This is a genomic window from Pseudomonas mosselii (assembly GCF_019823065.1).
Lineage (GTDB): Bacteria > Pseudomonadota > Gammaproteobacteria > Pseudomonadales > Pseudomonadaceae > Aquipseudomonas > Aquipseudomonas mosselii.
The window spans coordinates 1,308,564-1,321,470 of the sequence record NZ_CP081966.1 but is presented as its reverse complement, the minus strand read 5'-3'; the positions used below and the strand labels follow the sequence as shown (position 1 = coordinate 1,321,470).

The 12,907-nt window shown below is 65.5% G+C and carries 12 protein-coding genes and 1 pseudogene; 1 reads left to right on the top strand and 12 read right to left on the bottom strand.

Annotated features, from left to right (window positions below; all coding sequences use genetic code 11):
- Nucleotides 1-185: 185 nt before the first annotated feature.
- The 9 genes from K5H97_RS05915 to K5H97_RS05875 all read right to left on the bottom strand — a co-directional run bounded on the left by K5H97_RS05915 (nt 186) and on the right by K5H97_RS05875 (nt 10,334).
- On the bottom strand, nt 186-908 hold the full coding sequence (locus tag K5H97_RS05915) for an FKBP-type peptidyl-prolyl cis-trans isomerase (protein WP_028690136.1): 723 nt from the start codon (nt 906-908) through the stop codon (nt 186-188).
- 201 nt (nt 909-1,109) lie between these two features.
- A complete protein-coding gene (locus K5H97_RS05910; protein WP_028690137.1) occupies nt 1,110-2,114 on the bottom strand; it encodes a response regulator in 1,005 nt (334 codons plus the stop codon).
- 51 nt (nt 2,115-2,165) lie between these two features.
- Nucleotides 2,166-3,179 carry a chemotaxis response regulator protein-glutamate methylesterase gene (cheB, locus tag K5H97_RS05905; RefSeq protein WP_028690138.1) on the bottom strand — a complete coding sequence of 338 codons (1,014 nt, stop codon included), beginning with the start codon at nt 3,177-3,179 and terminating at the stop codon, nt 2,166-2,168.
- Nucleotides 3,176-5,470: a hybrid sensor histidine kinase/response regulator gene (locus K5H97_RS05900; RefSeq protein WP_028690139.1), complete on the bottom strand. Its 2,295-nt coding sequence runs from the start codon at nt 5,468-5,470 to the stop codon at nt 3,176-3,178. Before K5H97_RS05900 ends, cheB begins: the two co-directional genes overlap by 4 nt.
- Nucleotides 5,467-6,132, bottom strand: a complete 666-nt coding sequence (locus tag K5H97_RS05895; RefSeq protein WP_028690140.1) for a chemotaxis protein CheW — start codon at nt 6,130-6,132, stop codon at nt 5,467-5,469. Before K5H97_RS05895 ends, K5H97_RS05900 begins: the two co-directional genes overlap by 4 nt.
- Nucleotides 6,129-7,376, bottom strand: a complete 1,248-nt coding sequence (locus K5H97_RS05890) for a CheR family methyltransferase (protein WP_028690141.1) — start codon at nt 7,374-7,376, stop codon at nt 6,129-6,131. The genes K5H97_RS05895 and K5H97_RS05890 overlap by 4 nt, the downstream gene beginning before the upstream one ends.
- Nucleotides 7,373-7,894, bottom strand: coding sequence for a chemotaxis protein CheW (locus K5H97_RS05885; RefSeq protein ID WP_028690142.1), 522 nt, complete (start codon nt 7,892-7,894; stop codon nt 7,373-7,375). The genes K5H97_RS05890 and K5H97_RS05885 overlap by 4 nt, the downstream gene beginning before the upstream one ends.
- A 5-nt stretch (nt 7,895-7,899) precedes the next feature.
- Nucleotides 7,900-9,522 (bottom strand): methyl-accepting chemotaxis protein, encoded by a 1,623-nt coding sequence (locus K5H97_RS05880; protein ID WP_028690143.1) that lies wholly within the window; start codon nt 9,520-9,522, stop codon nt 7,900-7,902.
- Between the two features lie 128 nt (nt 9,523-9,650).
- Nucleotides 9,651-10,334 carry a tellurite resistance TerB family protein gene (locus tag K5H97_RS05875; RefSeq protein WP_028690144.1) on the bottom strand — a complete coding sequence of 228 codons (684 nt, stop codon included), beginning with the start codon at nt 10,332-10,334 and terminating at the stop codon, nt 9,651-9,653.
- Nucleotides 10,335-10,455: 121 nt separating this feature from the next.
- On the opposite strand from K5H97_RS05875, the pseudogene K5H97_RS05870 reads away from it, so the two are divergent.
- Nucleotides 10,456-10,653 (top strand): annotated as a pseudogene (locus K5H97_RS05870) (type II toxin-antitoxin system HicB family antitoxin); the annotation flags it as partial.
- Between the two features lies 1 nt (nt 10,654).
- Here K5H97_RS05870 and K5H97_RS05865 read toward each other — a convergent pair.
- The 3 genes from K5H97_RS05865 to K5H97_RS05855 form a co-directional block, all read right to left on the bottom strand.
- Nucleotides 10,655-11,761: an NADH:flavin oxidoreductase/NADH oxidase gene (locus K5H97_RS05865; protein WP_028690145.1), complete on the bottom strand. Its 1,107-nt coding sequence runs from the start codon at nt 11,759-11,761 to the stop codon at nt 10,655-10,657.
- A 155-nt stretch (nt 11,762-11,916) separates the two neighbouring features.
- On the bottom strand, nt 11,917-12,705 hold the full coding sequence (gene map, locus K5H97_RS05860; protein WP_028690146.1) for a type I methionyl aminopeptidase: 789 nt from the start codon (nt 12,703-12,705) through the stop codon (nt 11,917-11,919).
- The gene (locus K5H97_RS05855) at nt 12,702-12,905 is read right to left on the bottom strand and encodes a ParD-like family protein (RefSeq protein ID WP_028690147.1); all 204 of its coding nucleotides are present in this window, start codon (nt 12,903-12,905) and stop codon (nt 12,702-12,704) included. The genes map and K5H97_RS05855 overlap by 4 nt, the downstream gene beginning before the upstream one ends.
- Nucleotides 12,906-12,907 lie beyond the last annotated feature (2 nt).

The window sequence follows — 12,907 nt, the reverse complement described above, 5'->3', positions numbered from 1 at the left end:
GCCTGGTACGAATCGGGCGTTTTTTACACAACCGTTTCAATCGCGCAAACGTTTTGCGACACCGGCCTCCGTGCCTGCGTGGGTACTGCTTGCGACAGTGAATGACGCCGACGGTTCGCGTCAAGCCGGACTGAAAACGACGACGCCCCGTCGAAACGGGGCGTCTTCTTGCAACGGGCCGGGTATTACTTGGCCGGTGCCTGGTCGGCCTTGGCCGGATCCTTGATGGCAATCAGTTCCAGGTCGAAGACCAGGACCGAGTTGGCCGGGATCAGCGGGCTCGGGCTCTGGGCGCCATAGGCCAGCTCGGCCGGGATGTACAGCTTGTACTTCTCGCCGACGTGCATCAGTTGCAGACCTTCGACCCAGCCCGGGATCACGCCGCTGACCGGCAGGTCGATCGGGCTGCCGCGCTCGACGGAGCTGTCGAAGACCTTGCCGTCGGTCAGCTTGCCTTCGTAGTGGACGGTGACCACGTCGGTCGGTTTGGGTTGCGGGCCGTCGGCCTTCTTGACCACTTCATACTGCAGGCCCGAAGCGGTGGTGATCACGCCAGGCTTCTTGCCGTTTTCCTCGAGGAATTTCTTGCCGGCGGCGGCAGCTTCCTCGCTAGCCTTGGCCAGGCGTTCTTCGGCGCGCTTCTGCAAGGCGGTGAAGGCTTCGACCAGCTCTTCGTCCTTGATGCGCTGCTCTTTCTTGCCTACCGCGTCCTCGATGCCCTGGGCGACGGCTTTCGAGTCCAGGTCGTCCATGCCTTCCTGGGCCAGGCTCTTGCCCATGTTCAGGCCGATACCGTAGGAGGCCTTCTGTGCCGGAGTCTTCAGCTCGACGCTGCTGGTCTGGGCGTCGCAGCCCGCGAGGACCAGGCCTACCAGGGCAACCGCGGCCGCCAAACGATGCTGTTTCATGTAATTTCCTTGTTCATGCGCCATGAGGGCAATCAGGGTAAAGCCGCGAGCTTAGCAGGCGGCCGCGACCAATGGCTACCGGCATAAGAGCGGGTTGCGCGCAGGAAGTTCCTGGGTGAAAGGTTGTTCATGGTCGCAGTTGCAGCCTATGGCCAGCATTGACGGCTCTTGCGCGGAGGGAACGAGCCGATGGAGACCGGATCATGCAATGCCAACCTGGTTGCGTCCGCTGTTCTTGGCCAGGTACAGCCCCTTGTCCGCCGCCGAGATCAGCTGACGGCAATGACTGCCGACACTCGGCGTCAAGGTCGCCAGACCGATACTCACGGTCAGCAGGGAGGCCGCCTCAGGCACGGTGTGGGCGATCTTCAGGCCCATGATGGTCTGGCGCAGCTTCTCCGCCACCAGCCGCGCACCACCAGGGGAGGTGTTAGGCAGCACCAGGGCGAACTCCTCGCCGCCATAACGCGCCGGCAGGTCGGTCGGCCGCGAGCAGCAGCCGCGAATGGCCTCGGCCACCTGACGCAGGGCCTCGTCACCGGCCAGGTGACCGAAGCTATCGTTGAACGCCTTGAAGTAGTCGACGTCGACCATCAGCAGCGACAACTGCTGCTGTTCACGGATAGCCCGACGCCACTCCAATTCCAGGTACTCGTCGAAATGACGACGGTTGGACAGCCCGGTGAGACCGTCCGAGTTCATCAACCGCTGCAACATCAGGTTGGTATCGAGCAACTGCTGCTGGCTCACCCGCAGTGCGCGATAGGCCTCGTCGCGCTGCAACAGCGTGAGGTACGAGCGCGAGTGATAGCGGATACGCGCCACCAGCTCGATGGTGTCCGGTAGCTTTACCAGGTAGTCGTTGGCCCCGGCAGCAAAGGCCGCGCTCTTGACCAGCGGGTCCTCCTTGGTCGACAGGACGATGATCGGGATATCCTGGGTGGCCGGGTTGTTGCGGTACTCGCGCACCAGGGTCAGGCCATCGAGGCCCGGCATGATCAGGTCCTGGAGAATTACCGTGGGCTTGATGCGCATGGCCTGCGCCACCGCCTGGTGCGGGTCGGCGCAGAAATGGAAGTCAATGTTCTCTTCATGGGCCAGACCACGGCGCACCGCTTCGCCGATCATCGCCTGATCATCGACCAGCAGGACCATCGCCGCGCTTTCGTTGATGGTCGTGAAACCTTCGATCGGTAGATCATTCATCCGTAGTCACCCGTTGACCGCCGGCCACGCGGCGCGCCTCAATACATATCTTCATTTCGAAAAGATTTCCACCAGTCGCCCGGCAATTCGCTCCAGCGGGCGGATTTCCACCGCCGCGTCGATCGCCGCGGCGGCCTTGGGCATGCCGTACACCGCGCAGCTTTGCTGGTCCTGGGCGATGGTGAGGAAGCCCTGCTGGCGCATCAGCTTCAGGCCCTGGGCACCGTCGCGCCCCATGCCGGTAAGCAGCACGCCCACCGCGTCGCCTGACCAGTAGCGCGCCACGCTCTCGAAGAACACGTCGATCGAGGGCCGGTAGATTTCGTTGACAGGCTCGGCAGTGTAGGCCAGCTCGCCATTCCTCAGCAGGCGGATATGGTGGTTGGTGCCGGCCAGCAGCACCTGCCCCGGCTGCGGAGGCTCACCCTCGCGGGCCAGGCGCACCGGCAGACCCGACGCGGTGCTGAGCCATTCGGCCATGCCGGCGGCGAACACCTGATCCACATGCTGGACCAGCACGATGGCCGCCGGAAAACTGCGCGGCAGGCCCTTGAGCAGCACTTCCAACGCCGCCGGCCCTCCGGCCGACGAACCGATGGCCACCAAGGCACGGCGCTGCGAGCTCTCGCGTAGCGGCGCGGCCACCGTACGAGCGGCACTGGGACGCTGCTGGCCGATCAGCCAGCCAATATTCAGGATCTTGCGTAACAGCGGCGCGGCCGCTTCCCGGGCGTCACCCGCGCCCAGCGCCGGGGTATCGACCACATCCAGAGCGCCATGGCCCATGGCCTCGAACACCCGATGCACGTTCTGCTTGCGGTCCACGGTGACGATGACGATGGCGCACGGCGTCTGCGCCATGATCCGCCGGGTGGCCTCGACACCATCCATCACCGGCATGATCAGGTCCATGAGGATCAGGTCCGGGGTCTGCTCGGCGCACAGGCGCACCGCCTCGGCGCCATTGCCCGCCACCCAGATCACCTGGTGCGCGGGTTCGAAGGCCAACGCACGGCGCAGGGCCTCCACGGCCATGGGCATGTCGTTGACGATGGCGATTCTCATCCCTGGGCACCTCCGATCAGCTCCACGACCGCCTCCAGCAACGCATCGTCATGGAAGCTGGCCTTGGCCAAATAATAGTCGGCGCCGGCATCCAGTCCACGACGCCGGTCTTCTTCGCGGTCCTTGTAGGAAACCACCATCACCGGCAGCGATTGCAGGCGACTGTCGCGCCTTACCAGAGTGACCAGCTCGATGCCATCCATGCGCGGCATGTCGATGTCGGTGATCAGCAGGTCAAAATCATCGCTGCGCAGTGCGTTCCAGCCGTCCATGCCATCGACGGCCACTGCCACGTCATAGCCGCGGTTGCCCAGCAGCTTGCGCTGCAGCTCGCGCACGGTGAGCGAGTCGTCGACCACCAGGATGCGCTTGCGCGCCACACCCTTGCCGCCCCGCCCGCCCCGTTCGATACGCTCCAGGCGGCCGGTGCTGAGCAACTTGTCCACCGAGCGCAACAGGTCCTCGACATCGACGATCAGCACCACCGAGCCATCATCGAGCAAGGCGCCCGCGGAAATGTCCTGGACCTTGCCCAGGCGCGGGTCCAGCGGCATCACTACCAACACCCGTTCGCCGATCAGGCGCTCGACCGCCACCCCATAGAGCTGTTCGCGCTCGCGGATCACCACCACCCGCAGGCTCTGCTCGTCGCCCTGCGCCGCCGGCCGGTTGAGCAACTGGCTGGCGGCCACCAGGCCGATATGCCGGCCTTCGTGCCAGAAGTGCTGACGACCTTCGATCTGCACGATGGCCTCGGCCGGCACTTCGACGGTGCGCTCGATATGCGCCAGGGGGAAGGCATAAGCCTCGCCGCCCACCTCGACCACCAGGCTGCGCACCACCGACAGGGTCAACGGCACTTCCAGGTGGAAGCAGCAGCCCTGCCCCGCCACCTGGGTCAACTCGATGGACCCGCGCAGTTCGCGGACCATGTGCTGCACTGCGTCCAGCCCGACACCGCGCCCGGACACCTCGGTGACCGTGTCGCGCAGGCTGAAGCCCGGCAGGAACAGGAACGTCAGCAGCTCGGCCTCGCTCATCTGCGCCACGGTCTCGGCCGGCGACAGGGCTCGCTCGACGATACTGCGGCGCAGGCGCTGCAGATCGATACCGGCACCATCATCGGACAGTTCGAGGATCAGCAACCCGGCCTGGTGCGAGGCGCGCAGGCGTACCGTGCCCTCGCTCGGCTTGCCGGCCAGCAGGCGCTGCTCGGGCAGCTCGATACCGTGATCGACCGCATTGCGCAGCAGGTGCGTCAGCGGAGCCTCGAGTTTTTCCAGCACATCGCGATCGACCTGGGTCTTCTCGCCCTCGACCAGCAGGCGCACGGGCTTGTCCAGCGAACGTCCAAGGTCGCGGACCATCCGGCTCTGCCCGGTCAGCACATCGGCGAACGGACGCATGCGACAGGCCAAAGCCGTGTCGTAGAGCAACTGCGCGCGCTGGCTGGCCTGCCAGCCGAATTCGTCCAGGTCAGCCGCCTGTTGCAACAGGATTTGCTGGGTTTCGGCCAGCAACTGCTGGGTCTGGGCCAGGGCTTCGAGCACTTCTGGCCCCTGCCCGCTCTCCTCCAGCTGGGCCTTCAGCCCGTCGAGCCCCCGCATGCCCTGGCCATGCATGCGTTTCAGGCGCTGCAGAGTGGCCAGGTAGGGTTTCAGGCGCTGGGTCTCGACCAGCGACTTGCTCGACAGGTCCAGCAGGCTGTTCAGTCGGTCGGCGGTGACCCGCAACACCCGCTCGCCGCCCTCGCCACCGCGTTTTCCAGCCTTGCGGGCAGGCATCGGTTCCGCTTCGACATCGGGCTCAGGTGGCGGCAGGGGCTCGGGCTCCGGCAGTGCGGGCTGGACGACAGGCGGCAGGCTCGGTGCACTCGGCTGTGCGTTGGCCAGCAACGGCGCCGAGGGGTCGAGCAAGGACGCCATCTGCGCCAGAAACACCGCCACGGCGGCTTCGCTGTCCTGATCGCCCGGCGTGGCGATGCGCATCAGCAGATCGGTGCCCTGCAACAGTGCGTCGATATGCTCGGGGCGCAGCAGCAGGCGGCCTTCCTGGGCTGCTACCAGGCAATCTTCCATGACATGGGCGACACTGACCCCGGCGTCGATGCCGACGATCCGCGCCGCGCCCTTGAGCGAGTGCGCCGCACGCATGCAGGCCTCGAGCTGATCGGGTTGCGCAGGGTTGCGCTCCAGCGCCATCAGGCCCGCACTGAGCACCTGGGTCTGGGCCTCGGCCTCCAGGCTGAACAGCTCGAGCAGCGACGCATCGCGCATTTGCTCCGGGGTCATGACAGGCTCCGCTTCACGGCTGACATCAGGTGTTGTTCATCCAGCACGCGCACGCTGCGCCCACGCCACTGCAGCACCGCCGCAGTGAAGTGCGCCGCATCGCGGCCGTTGTCCAGGGTCGCCGGGTCAAGGCGATGGATACCGTCTATCTCGTCCACCGGTACCACCACCGGCCCGCCTTCGGCCGCCAGGATCAGCATGCGCGGCATGCTCCGCCCACCGCGCTCGCCGCCCGCCTCGACCGATACGCCCAGCAGGTCGGCCAGCGACAGGCAAGGCACCAGCGACCCGCGCACATTGGCGACTCCCTGCAGCACCCGCGATCGCTGGTGAGGCAATGAGTGCACCGGCTGCAACGGGGAGATCTCGGCCAGGCAGGCGGTAGCCAGGGCCAACCATTCCTCGCCCAGGCGGAACAGCAGCATCGAGCGGCCGACCGCTTCTTCCTGCACGAGCGGCGCCTCGAGCGGTTCATCCTGAATCAGCGCATAACGGTCGAGCAGGCGCATTGCCGCCTCGGCATAGACCTCACAATTGCGGCAGTGCACATGCCGTGGCAGCAAGGGGCACTGCTTGTCGCCATGCACCCCGATACGATTCCAGCAGTCATCGATCTGCTCGTCATCGTGGGCGATCAGTTGCATAGGGTATTCGCCGCTCATCGTTCAGACTCCCTGCCTGCCCGAGCGGCACGCTCCTGCAGGCGTCGCGCGCCCGCCTCGTCGCCCTGCGCGGCCAGCAGCATGGCCAGGTGCATCAGCGCCTCCGGGTGCTGCGGCTCGAGGTAGAGGGCCTTGCGGTAATGGGTAATGGCCTGCGCGGCATCGCCCTCGGTATCGCTGAGCAACCCCAGCCAGTAGTAGACCTGTGCCTTGGGCGCAAACTTGCGTAGATAGCGCTCGCAGCCTTCCCTGGCCTGGGCGCTGTCGCCGGCATTGGCATGCTGGGCGATGCTGGCCAGCAGTTGCGCCTCACCTTCGGCTGGCATCACCTTGGCGACTGGCGCGGCGTTCGGTCTGCCAACCCGCGGCGGCAGCGTCAAGATACGCGGTGGCACGGATGGCGCGACTGTGGGGCGGGACGCCGGCTTGGCGATGGGGACCGGCGGCGCTTCATCCTGACGCACGTAGGCGAACGACTGGGCGATCCCCAACGGCCGCATGCCCAGGCGCGCCAGCAGGCTGCCCTCGGCCGGCCCGATGAACAGCACGCCCTGGACATGGGTCATGTGCTTGAGCACCTCGAACACTCGCTGCTGGGTCGGCACATCGAAATAGATCAACAGGTTTCGGCAGAACACGAAATCATAGAGACCTTGGCGCGCCCGCAGCGCCGGATCGAGCACGTTGCCCACCTGCAGGCTGACCTGCTGGCGCACCCGCTCATCCAGGCGATGGGCCTCGCCGACGGCGGTGAAATGCCGCTCGCGAAAGGCCAGCTCGCTGCCGCGGAACGAGTTGCGGCCATAGACCCCTAGCTCGCCCTTGGCCACCGAACTGGGGCTGATGTCGAGGCCGTCTATTCGAAATACCCCAGGGCTCAGCCCGCCGTCGAGCAACGCCATGGCGATCGAGTACGGCTCCTCGCCGGTGGAGCAAGGCAGGCTGAGGATCCGCAGCGGCCGGGCACCGGCCAGCTCCTCTACGCGTTTGTGGGCCAGGCCCGCCAGCGCGGTGAAGGATTCGGGATAGCGGAAGAACCAGGTTTCCGGAACGATGACCGCCTCGATCAGGGCTTGCTGTTCATCGGTCGACTGCAACAGGCGCACCCAGTAGTCGTCCAGGTTCTGCGCCTGCACGACGGTGCAGCGTTGGCGCAAGGCACGCTCAACCATCGCCGCGCCGACCGACTCGACGTCCAGGCCGATACGCTCCTGCAGGAAACGAAAGAAACGCTGCTCAGTCATGCCTGCACCTGCCCTGGCTCCAGCGGATAGAGCAACTCGCGCACCGCATCCGACAACAGGTCATCCACCTCGATGCGTTGCAACAAACCCCGGGCGTCCTGGCGCACAGGCCCGAGGTAACGCGCCTCGGCATTGTCCAGCCCGTAGGGTTGGAAGTCGTCAGGCGCGCAGCGCAGGGTGTCGGTGGCCTGCTCCAGGATCAGCCCCAGCTGCAACTGCGGACGCTGTGGATCGGCGCGGTAATGCACCAGCACCAGGCGTGTGCTGCTGCGCGACTGGGCCGAGGAGCCGAAACTGAGCGCCGACAGGTCGATCACCGGCACCAGCACACCGCGATGGGCGAGCACGCCAGCCACCCAGACCGGAGCCTGGGCAATGGGCTTGAGCGCACGTTGCGGCAGGACCTCGATCACCTCGCGCACGTCCAGGGCGAAACGCTGGTCGGCGATGCGAAACTGCAGGTACAGCACGCCCTTTTCAGTGCTGGCGCGCGCCTCGCGGGGGGACATGTCGTTCATCGTCGTCAGACTTTGAACCGCGACACACCACCGCGCAGCCCGGCGGCCACCTGGCTCAGTTCGTCGATGGCGAAACTGGCCTGGCGCAGCGACTCGACGGTCTGGGTGCTGGCATCGCTTAGCTGGGCCAACGCCTGGTTGATCTGCTCGGCGCCGGTGGCCTGGGCCTGCATGCCCTCGTTGACCATCAGTACCCGCGGCGCCAACGCCTGCACCTGGTGAATGATCTGGCTCAGTTGCTCGCCGACCTGCTGCACCTCGAACATGCCGCGGCGCACTTCCTCGGAGAACTTGTCCATGCCCATCACCCCGGCCGACACCGCCGACTGGATCTCGCGCACCATCTGCTCGATGTCGTAGGTGGCCACGGCGGTCTGGTCGGCCAGGCGCCGCACCTCGGTGGCGACCACGGCGAAGCCACGACCGTATTCGCCGGCCTTCTCGGCCTCGATGGCGGCGTTGAGCGACAGCAGGTTGGTCTGGTCGGCGACCTTGACGATGGTCACCACCATCTGGGTGATGTTGCTGGCCTTTTCGTTGAGGATCGCCAGCTTGGCATTGACCAGGTCGGCGGCGCCCATCACCTGGTGCATGGTTTCTTCCATGCGCGCCAGGCCCTGCTGGCCGGAGCCGGCAAGGCTCGAGGCCTGGTCGGCGGCGCTGGTGACTTCGGTCATGGTACGCACCAGGTCCCGCGAGGTGGCGGCGATTTCCCGCGACGTGGCGCCGATCTCGGTGGTGGTGGCGGCAGTTTCGGTGGCGGTGGCCTGTTGCTGCTTGGAGGTGGCCGCGATCTCGGTGACTGAGGTGGTCACTTGCACCGACGAGCGCTGGGCCTGGGCCACCAGGTTGGCCAGGGACTCGGCCATCTCGTTGAAACCACCCTCGATCGCGCCGAACTCATCCTTGCGGTCCAGGTTCAGGCGCATGCTCAGATCACCCGAGCGCAGACCGTCCAGAGCGTGGACGATGCGTTGCATGGGTGCGGTGATCTGGCGCATGAGCAGCAGTCCGCAAACACCGGCGGCGATAATGGCCAGCAGCAGCGAGACGACCATGCTGCCTTTGGCGGTGTTCACCGCACTGACGATGTCGTTGGTGGCCTTGTCGGCGGACTCGCGGTTGCGCTCGATCACTTCGTTCAGGTGCTGGCGCCCTTCTTTCCAGGCCGGCGTAAGCACATCCATGATCAAGCGCTGGGCTTCGGGGTAGTTCTTCTGGCGGTAGGTCTCCAGGACCTGGTCGACGAGCTTGACGTACTCCTCCTCCAGACGGGTGAAGTCGTCGAACGCCGCCTGGTCGGCGGCGTCGCGGATGGTCGCCTGGTAGCTGGCCATGTGTTTCTTGAGGCGATCGTTGAAGCCCTTGAACAGCTCCAGGTCGGCCGAGGTGATCTCGCGGTGGTTCGACAGCCCCACCAACTGCTGGCTGGTGACGTAGCTGTCGACCCACGCACTGCGGATCATCGAGCTGTAGTAGACGCCGGGGATGCTGTCGGACCCCACGGCTTCCTCGCTGGACTCGATCGCCACCAGCCGCGAGTAGGCGGCCACAATCATCAGCAGCATGATGGCGATGATCACGGCGAAACTTGCCAGGATCCGTTGGCGCAAGGTCCAGTTCTTCACATTCAGCCCTCAGGAATTCGATACGAGCGGGAAAAATCGCCGAAGTATAGCCCAGGCTTCCCGTTCAATTGCGGCTGAATGCAGCGGTATTCAGGCGTCCGTGCCCGTTCAGGCGGCCAAATGCCGGTTCACTGACCTGCGGCAAGCCTGACCTGATTCTCCAGTTCCTGGCGCAGGTTCGGGTCGAGGCGCAGCTGGCGGGCCAGTTCATCGAGATAGGCACGCTCCATGAAGTTCTCCTGATCGACCATCATCACACTGGCCAGGAACATTTCGGCGGCCATCTCCGGCGTCTGCGCGGCGCGGGCCACCTCGGCCGGGTCCAGCGGCTTGTTCAGTTCGGCATGCAGCCAGTGCTGCAACTCACGGTCGCTGTCCAGGCGGGTGAACTCGCCTTCGATCAATGCCCGCTCTCGTTCATCGATATGGCCATCGGACTTGGCCGCTGCCACCAGTGCCCGAAGCACGGCTTGGCTATGCTGCTCGGCCTGGGCCGGCGGCAGACGGTCGAGGGTTTGCGGCTCGTGATTGCCCGCGCCCTGGCGCGCCTGCCAGTTGCCATAGGCCTTGTAGGCCAGCACGCCAAGTGCGGCCAGCCCGCCGTAGGCGAGTGCCTTGCCGCCGTACTTGCGCGCCTTCTTGTTCCCCAGCAGCAGGCCCATCGCTCCAGCCGCCAATGCGCCGCCGCCGGCACCGGACAACAGGCTGCCAAGGCTCCCGGAGCCCTTGTGACGGGTGCCCTTGCCCTGTTGGTTCTGCAGCATGGATTGACCGGTTTTCAATAGCTGATCGAGCAGACCACGGGTGTTCATCTGGCAGACCTCGCAAGCATCCAAAGTAGGTAGGACTGCAGAGTAGGCCGGCAAGCTGAAGCCACGCTTAACGCATTTGCATCCGGATGTTGCCCAGCTTGGTTTGTTTGTTCAACCAATCGCTTTCGAGGAAGCCGTCGATGACTACCTCGAAACTTGCAAGCGCCTGGGCCGCGAACCGCAGAAGACCTACTCCGGAACACTCAGCCTGCGCCTGGAGCCCACCCTCCACGCCAGCGTGGCGGCCGAGGCCGAGCTGGCGCAGAAGAGCATCAACCAGTGGGTCAGCGACATTCTCAGCCAGGCGGCCTGTCGCTGAATCAGTCGCGCAGGTCCGACTCGTGGATGGGGTTGGCCCGGCTGGTGGCCCGCTGATACTGCGCTGGCCAGGTCGCCTTGTTGCCGCCCAGGTCGTCGTCGGCATGCAACGGCCAATAGGGGTCGCGCAGCAGCTCGCGGGCGAGGAAGATCACATCGGCCTGGCCGGTGCGCAGGATATGCTCGGCCTGGGCCGGTTCGGTGATCATGCCGACGGTGCCGGTGGCGATTTCCGACTCCTTGCGTACCCGTTCGGCAAAGCGGGTCTGGTAGCCGGGGCCGGTGGGGATCTCGGCATTGACCGAGGTCCCGCCTGACGACACATCAATCAGGTCGACGCCCAGGGCGCGCAGGCGACGGGCCAGCTCGACGGTCTCGTCCGGGTTCCAGCCATCCTCGACCCAATCGGTGGCCGACACCCGCACGAACAGCGGTAGTTCCTGCGGCCAGGCCTTGCGTACCGCCTCGGCAACCTGCAGGGTCAGGCGAATGCGGTTTTCGAAGCAGCTGCCGTATTCATCGCGGCGCTGGTTGCTCAACGGCGAAAGGAACTGGTGCAGCAGGTAACCGTGGGCGGCGTGGATCTCGACCACCTTGAAGCCAGCCTGCAATGCCCGCTCGGTCGCGGCGACGAACGCGGCGACCACGTCCTGGATCTCGTCCTTGGTCAATTCACGTGGTGCGGTGTGCTGCGGATCGAAGGCGATCTTCGACGGCCCGACCGGCTGCCAGCCGCCCTCCTCGATCTTGACGCTGCCTTGCTTTCCGAGCCACGGCCTGTGGGTGCTGGCCTTGCGCCCGGCATGGGCCAGCTGGATACCGGGCACGGCGCCCTGGGCGGTGATGAAACGGGTGATGCGTTGCAAGGGCTTGATCTGGTCGTCAGTCCACAAGCCGAGGTCCTCGGCAGTGATGCGCCCATCGGCGGTGACCGCGACGGCCTCGCTGATCACAAGACCCGCGCCACCGACCGCGCGGCTGCCCAGGTGGACCAGGTGCCAGTCGTTGGCCAGGCCGTCGACGGCGGAGTACTGGCACATGGGGGAAACGGCGATGCGGTTGGGCAGGGTCAGCTGACGCAGGGTGTATGGCTCGAGCAGCAGGCTCATGGGGCACCTCCCAGGGACTCCAATGGTTTCCGGGCCGGCGGTTGTAGTCGAGCGTGGGCCGGTACCGGTAGTTTCAGACTAGACCATGAAGATGGGAGGCGAGCCTGAGCGCCAAGTTCCGATGACGGGCTGCACCATGACCCAGGCATCCGTGCTTAGGAACCCTTTGCAGCCTGCCGCTCTTCCTCACGCAAGGTCAGCACCTCGAATCCGCTCTCGGTCACGGCCACCGTGTGCTCCCATTGCGCCGACAGCGTGTGATCGCGAGTGATCACCGTCCAGCCATCGCGCAGACCACGGGTCCCACGCCCACCCTGGTTGATCATCGGCTCGATGGTGAACACCATCCCCGGTTGCAGCTTCATGCCCATGCCGCGCTGGCCGTAGTGCAGCACCTCCGGTGCCTCGTGCATCTGCCTGCCGATGCCATGCCCGCAGTATTCGCGCACCACGCTGTAGCCAGCGGCCTCGGCGTGGACCTGGATGGCATGACCGATATCACCGAGCGTCGCGCCGGGGCGCACCTGCTCGATGCCCTTCCATAATGCGGCATAGGTGGTATCGACCAGGCGCCGGGCCTGGTCGCCGATCTGACCGATGCCGTACATCTTCGACGAGTCGGCAATGTAGCCGCCCTGCTCCAAGGTGATATCGACATTGACGATCGAGCCTTCCTTCAACACCTCGTCGGCCTTGGGCATGCCATGGCAGACCACATGGTCCACCGAGGTGTTCAGTGAATAGGGGAAACCGTACTGGCCCTTGCTCGCCGGTCGGGCCTTGAGGGTTTCGACGATGAAGGCCTCGGCGCGGTCGTTGATCTGCATGGTGGTCACTCCGGGGCGGATGAAACCGTCGAGGTCGGCAAACACCCGGGCCAGCAGTTGGCCTGCGCGGCGCATCAGTTCGAGCTCGGCGGCGTCCTTGAGGATGACCTTGCTCATTGCAGAAGCGCCTTGAGGTTGGCCTGCTCCTGGCGCAGCAACTGGCGCAGCAGTTCCTGATAGGTGGCTTGCGGGTGCAGTTCGGCCAGCATGCCGAGGCGGATCCAGTGCTCGGCCTGGGCGTTGATCGAACGCGACAGCGCGGCGCTGGCCACGCGCAGGTCTTCGTGGAGGTCGTCGCAGATCTTGACGATACCCATGG

Bases quoted from the DNA above. Each gene is read 5' to 3' on its own strand.
- K5H97_RS05915 (WP_028690136.1), bottom strand. From the start codon at position 908: ATGAAACAGCATCGTTTGGCGGCCGCGGTTGCCCTGGTAGGCCTGGTC.
- K5H97_RS05910 (WP_028690137.1), bottom strand. From the start codon at position 2,114: ATGAATGATCTACCGATCGAAGGTTTCACGACCATCAACGAAAGCGCG.
- cheB (WP_028690138.1), bottom strand. From the start codon at position 3,179: ATGAGAATCGCCATCGTCAACGACATGCCCATGGCCGTGGAGGCCCTG.
- K5H97_RS05900 (WP_028690139.1), bottom strand. From the start codon at position 5,470: ATGACCCCGGAGCAAATGCGCGATGCGTCGCTGCTCGAGCTGTTCAGC.
- K5H97_RS05895 (WP_028690140.1), bottom strand. From the start codon at position 6,132: ATGAGCGGCGAATACCCTATGCAACTGATCGCCCACGATGACGAGCAG.
- K5H97_RS05890 (WP_028690141.1), bottom strand. From the start codon at position 7,376: ATGACTGAGCAGCGTTTCTTTCGTTTCCTGCAGGAGCGTATCGGCCTG.
- K5H97_RS05885 (WP_028690142.1), bottom strand. From the start codon at position 7,894: ATGAACGACATGTCCCCCCGCGAGGCGCGCGCCAGCACTGAAAAGGGC.
- K5H97_RS05875 (WP_028690144.1), bottom strand. From the start codon at position 10,334: ATGAACACCCGTGGTCTGCTCGATCAGCTATTGAAAACCGGTCAATCC.
- K5H97_RS05865 (WP_028690145.1), bottom strand. From the start codon at position 11,761: ATGAGCCTGCTGCTCGAGCCATACACCCTGCGTCAGCTGACCCTGCCC.
- map (WP_028690146.1), bottom strand. From the start codon at position 12,705: ATGAGCAAGGTCATCCTCAAGGACGCCGCCGAGCTCGAACTGATGCGC.
- K5H97_RS05855 (WP_028690147.1), bottom strand. From the start codon at position 12,905: ATGGGTATCGTCAAGATCTGCGACGACCTCCACGAAGACCTGCGCGTG.